At 70.6% G+C, this 4,591-nt stretch carries 5 protein-coding genes; 3 read left to right on the top strand and 2 right to left on the bottom strand.

Annotated features, from left to right (window positions below; translation table 11 throughout):
* Together CCN72_RS15020 and CCN72_RS15015 are read right to left on the bottom strand one after the other, a co-directional pair.
* Positions 1-396, bottom strand: a 396-nt coding sequence (locus CCN72_RS15020; protein WP_086807960.1) for a peptide deformylase, incomplete at its 3' end; no start/stop codon positions are given.
* Positions 393-1,343: a helix-turn-helix domain-containing protein gene (locus tag CCN72_RS15015; protein ID WP_244174233.1), complete on the bottom strand. Its 951-nt coding sequence runs from the start codon at positions 1,341-1,343 to the stop codon at positions 393-395. The genes CCN72_RS15020 and CCN72_RS15015, both read right to left, overlap by 4 nt.
* 164 nt (positions 1,344-1,507) lie before the next feature.
* On the opposite strand from CCN72_RS15015, the gene CCN72_RS15010 reads away from it, so the two are divergent.
* The 3 genes from CCN72_RS15010 to CCN72_RS15000 all read left to right on the top strand — a co-directional run.
* Positions 1,508-2,662 carry a glycosyltransferase family protein gene (locus tag CCN72_RS15010; protein WP_086807958.1) on the top strand — a complete coding sequence of 385 codons (1,155 nt, stop codon included), beginning with the start codon at positions 1,508-1,510 and terminating at the stop codon, positions 2,660-2,662.
* Positions 2,659-3,363, top strand: coding sequence for a hypothetical protein (locus CCN72_RS15005; RefSeq protein WP_086807957.1), 705 nt, complete (start codon positions 2,659-2,661; stop codon positions 3,361-3,363). The genes CCN72_RS15010 and CCN72_RS15005 overlap by 4 nt, the downstream gene beginning before the upstream one ends.
* Positions 3,360-4,591: glycosyltransferase family protein (locus CCN72_RS15000; RefSeq protein ID WP_086807961.1), on the top strand; the 1,232-nt coding region annotated here is incomplete at its 3' end. The genes CCN72_RS15005 and CCN72_RS15000, both read left to right, overlap by 4 nt.

The following is a 4,591-nucleotide window of genomic DNA, read 5'->3' as shown; positions in this document are numbered from 1 at the left end:
CTCGTGGTGGATCAGCCGGGCGAGTCCGCGTTCGTAGGTAGTGGTCACCGGCAGACCCTCCAGCGTCGTGGTCTCCACCGTGATCCAAAGGGGCCGGGGGACCAGGCCGCGGACGTCGAAGAACGACAGGCAGCCCTCGTACTGGGGGCCGGGGGGCTGGACCACGGCAGCGGCCCTGCCGATCCCGATCTGAGGTGCCGCGATGCCCATGCCCTTGGCGAACAGGTGGACCTGCCCGATCCGCTCCATGGCGGAGAGCATCTGCTCGACGACCTGTTCGGCTGCCTCGCGCTCGGCCGGCAGGTCGAAGGCGCGTGCGGGCTCGGCGAGAACGGGAGCGCCGTTCTGTACGACGCCGAGGTCACGCATCTGCTCGCTGGGCCGCACCTGGTTCACCTGAACTCCCCTTTGATCATGTCCCGTTCGGTTCGGCCTCGGAACCGCCATTCCAGACGGTACCGGGCGTGGAGTGCGGGTGTGGCGGTGCTCCAGGAGAAGACCCGCATCCCGTTCTCCTCGCGCTGTATCGGAGCCGTCCGCAGCGGTACGGCCTCGGCGGTCATGGAGGTCTCGGTGCCCCACACGGCAGGGTCGAGGTCAGCGGGGAAGGCGAGTTCGACCGCCAAGTGCTCAGTGGGCAGGCGGACGGCACGCTGGAACCAGCGGCCCCACTTCTCGTCGCCCACCGAGTAGGCGTACTCGATCCACACCGGCTCGCCCGGGTAGAGCGGAAAGCGGCCCTGTTCGTTGTCGAACAGCAGCCACACCTCTTTGAAGGCGTCGCGGTCGTGCTTGGTCTGCCAGTGCATCGCCTCGCCGCGGCAGGTCGCGGTCAGGGCGAGTTCGTCCCAGGTCAACGGGTGCTCGCGGTAGTGTGCGTTGGACCGTTCTGGCTCGCCCGGGTAGCGGTCGACGCTGATGCGGATCAGGTAGCGGGTGATCGGTTCGCTGCCGGTGTTCCGCAGCAACCGGCGCATCGTCAGCCGGTAGAGGCTGCCGTCGTAGTCCAGGCGGGCCGCGTCGTGCTCGACGACGATCGCCGAGCCGGTCGCGTACGGCTGCTCGGCTCTGCGGGGAGCCGGCGTCGGCGGTGCCGGTGCGGTGCGGGCCTTGGCTGCCTCGTAGTCCAGCCATCGCTTCCAGATGGCCTTGCCCGCGTTCAGGGCCTCCTCCGCGCGCAGCGCGAAATCCTCCGTCGGCTTGTGCCGGCCCGACTCGACATGGCTTACGTAGGACGGGTCGAAGCCCATCCGTCTGGCTAACTCCCGCTTGGCGAGGCCGCGCACCTCGCGCCAGTGGGCCACATCCGCCGCGAACGCCTCGGCCGCTTGCTCGACCGTCAAGGCATCGTCCCGCGCGTCCATCAAAGCCCCCGCCCTGGATGCCGGATGAGATGAATGAACCGTGAGTGATCTCGATTCACCATTCTGTCACGGTCGCGGTCGCCGGTTTCCTTCCTTCACCGGCCCGGGTCGATTCCCGGCCCCGAAGAAGGAGGGTCCCAGCGATGCGCGTGCTGTACCTGCTCAACGTCTCCAACTCCAGTCAGCTGGCCGCCGACTCCGGCTTCACCTTCGCCGACATGCTCGCTCCGGCCCTGGCCGACGCCGGGGCCGAGGTGACCATGGCGTCCCCGGTCCCGGCTGGCGACGACCGTGTGCACTTCGCGCCCACCATCTCGCCGTCCACCAAGTACCGGGCCCGCTTCGACCCCGGCATGGACGCTCTGGTCACCCTGATCCGCGACCGCCGACCCGAGGTGGTGGTGGCCAACCAGATCGAGGCTGCCCCCGCGATCCGGGCCGCGCTTCTGGAAGCCGGAGTGGACGCACTGATCGCCGGCTACTGCCACTACCTGCCGTTCTCCTTTACCGACACCGGCGTCCTGGAACTGGACCCGGCCATGAACGACCGCGACTTGGGCCGCAGCGTGCTGCTGGCCTTCGCCGCTGGCCTCGCGGCCTGCGATCGCATTCTGGTCCACTCCTCCACCGCCGCGTCGTGGACCACCGCAGCCGCCGACCGCACCGGCGTCGACCTCGGCGGGAAGCTGCATATCGTCCCCGCCCCCCGGGACACACGGCTGGTGCGCGACCCGGCCGATATCCCCCCGCCCGAGGGCTGGGCTGCAGGCATCTACAACCACCGCCTGTACGCGCACTACGGCACCGCCCGCTTCACCCAGCTCGCCCACCGCCTCGTCGCCGACGCCCCAGTGCGGCTCACGGTGATGGACCTGTTCGGCACCCGAAGTCCCGAGCGCGTCCGCCTCGACCCCAGCCCGGAACGGCACCTGAAAGAGCTGGCGACCACGGACGGCGTCACCATCGCCTCCGACCGAGGCGACCGCGTCCGCTACCGCAACCTGCTGGCCGGCGCCCACTTCGGCATCGCTCCCTTCCGGCCCGGCTGCCCCTGGTCGATGTCGGTGATCGACTGCCAGGCGATGGGCCTTCCCGTGATCGGCCCTCGAACCGGCTGGCTGGCCGAGCACATCGACAACGAGCTGCTGTTCGACACCGACGAGCAGGCCGCCCAGATCGCCCATCGTCTCGCGACGGACGCCGAGTTCTATCTGGTGCACGCCAAGCGCGCGCACGCCTCCACCGCCGACCTCACGCCCGCCGCGGTGGCCGCCCGCTACCTGGAGGCAATCAAGTGAACGGTTTCGACGCGGTCCAGCTCTCCTACGACGAGCCGCTGGCGGACTCCCTGCACATCCGCCTCGCCCGTTTGCTGGGCGGCACCGTCAAGCGCCTGCACGGGGTCCGCGGGATGCGACGCGCCTACCGGCTCACCGCCGAACTGGTCGACACCGACATGTTCTTCCTCGCCGACGGTGACTTCGCCATCGACCTCGAGTTCCCCACCGCCACGGTGGAGCCGCTGGCCGACGGGGTGGCGATGAGGGTCTGGCAGGCGGTCAACCCGGTCAACGGCCTGACCTATGGCTACGGTGGCCTCAAGCTGATCCGTCGTACGGCGCTGAGGGAGATGGGGCAGGCCGTCGATGTGTTGGCCGCACTGCCCGGACGGGTTGAGTTCTGCCGCCAGACCGCCGGGATCACTCTGTTCAACCAGACCTCGTTCCACGCGTGGAAGGCAGGCTTCCGCGAGTGCGCGATGCTCGCGCGCGGCAGCGAGTACGGCATGACGGACGCCTCCACCCAGGAACGGATCGGCGCTTGGACGTCCAGCAGCACAGGCGACTTCGCTGCCTACGCGGCGGCCGGCGCCTGCGACGGGCTCGACTTCGCCAAAGCCGCTGCCCTCGACCCGCAGCGCTTCGAGGCACTCAACGACCCGCCCTGGCTGCACCAGCACTTCACCACATTGCACGGCGAGCAGGCGGTCACCGGATGAATACTGCTCCGGGGCCGCTGGTGCTGATCGAGCCGTACGCGCACCGGGGCGGCGGACACCACCAGCGCACGCTGACCGCGCTCGCCGCCACCCGGCCGAGCCTGCTTGTCACCCCGGGCGGTCTGGGCGAGGACCTGGGCCCCATGGTGCGGTCGGATGCCCGGATCGCCGCCGGGCCGGCCGGACCGGCGGCGAGAATCCTGCTGAACGCCGCGCGGGCGGCAGAGCGCGTCTCCGCCGCCGGGCAGCGAGTCTTCGCCTCCCGGCGGTGGCCGCCAGCCGTCCGCAGACTCCCGCACCAGGTCACCCTCATCGCCCGGTGCCTGACCGAGGCCGCATGCCTTCGCACCGCACGCCGCCTCGCCCCGCGGGCCTCGGCAGTTGTGATCCTCAGCGCGAGCGAGGCCCTGCATGGTGCCGCCGCCCTGCTCGGCGGCATCCCCCACCTGCGGTTCATCCATGAGGCGGTCACCGTCGAAGACCGTCCCGTCCGGTGGCTGGGCCGGCTCGCCCGCAGGGGCGAGAAGCGGGTGATCGCGCTGTACCCGACCACCGCTGTCCGCGACCAGGTCGCGCCGACCTTCCCTCACCTTCCCGGCGAGGTGCGGGCGTTCGCGGTCGACGACGACCGGCCGTTGACCGACGCCGAGCGCGACGGAGCCCGCACCGCCTTCACGATCCCCGCCGACGCGAAGGCGGTGTGCGTGGTCGGCGGCTGGTGGCCGTACAAGGACATCCCCACCATCGACGCCGCCCTCGCCCGCCTCACCGCCCCGCTGCACGTCCTGGTGTGCGGCACCCCACTGGACGACTCCGTCCTCACCCGCTGGCACCAACTCCCCAACGTCCGCCTTCACACCGTGCCCGGACCGGTCGGCGACCAGGTCCTGAGGCTCGTCCACGCCGCCGCCGACGCGTCTCTCGTCGCCCGGAAGCCAGGCGTGGGCAAGGAATCAGGACTGGTCATGGACGCCGCCCGCCTCGCCGTCCCGCTGATCGTCTCCGCACACGACTCCGAACTGACCGCCCGGCTCACCGGGGAACCGTGGGCCCGACTCTTCCCTGCCGGTGATCCGGACACCCTCGCCAAGACGCTGGACCACCTCACGGCCGACGCGCCCGCCCGCCCGGGACCTTCGGCGCGCGGGGCCCTGGACATGCACTCGGCGGCCGAGCAGGCCGCCTTCCTCACCGACACCTACACCCGCATGACCAAGGAGTGCCGATG

It is taken from the genome of Streptomyces murinus (genome assembly GCF_002154555.1).
GTDB classification, from domain to species: domain Bacteria; phylum Actinomycetota; class Actinomycetes; order Streptomycetales; family Streptomycetaceae; genus Streptomyces; species Streptomyces murinus.
The sequence above is the reverse complement of the archived record's forward strand: the minus strand, read 5'-3'. Positions and strand labels throughout refer to the sequence as shown.

Excerpts from the sequence above, each read along its gene's own strand:
- CCN72_RS15010 (WP_086807958.1), top strand. The coding sequence starts at position 1,508 with ATGCGCGTGCTGTACCTGCTCAACGTCTCCAACTCCAGTCAGCTGGCC.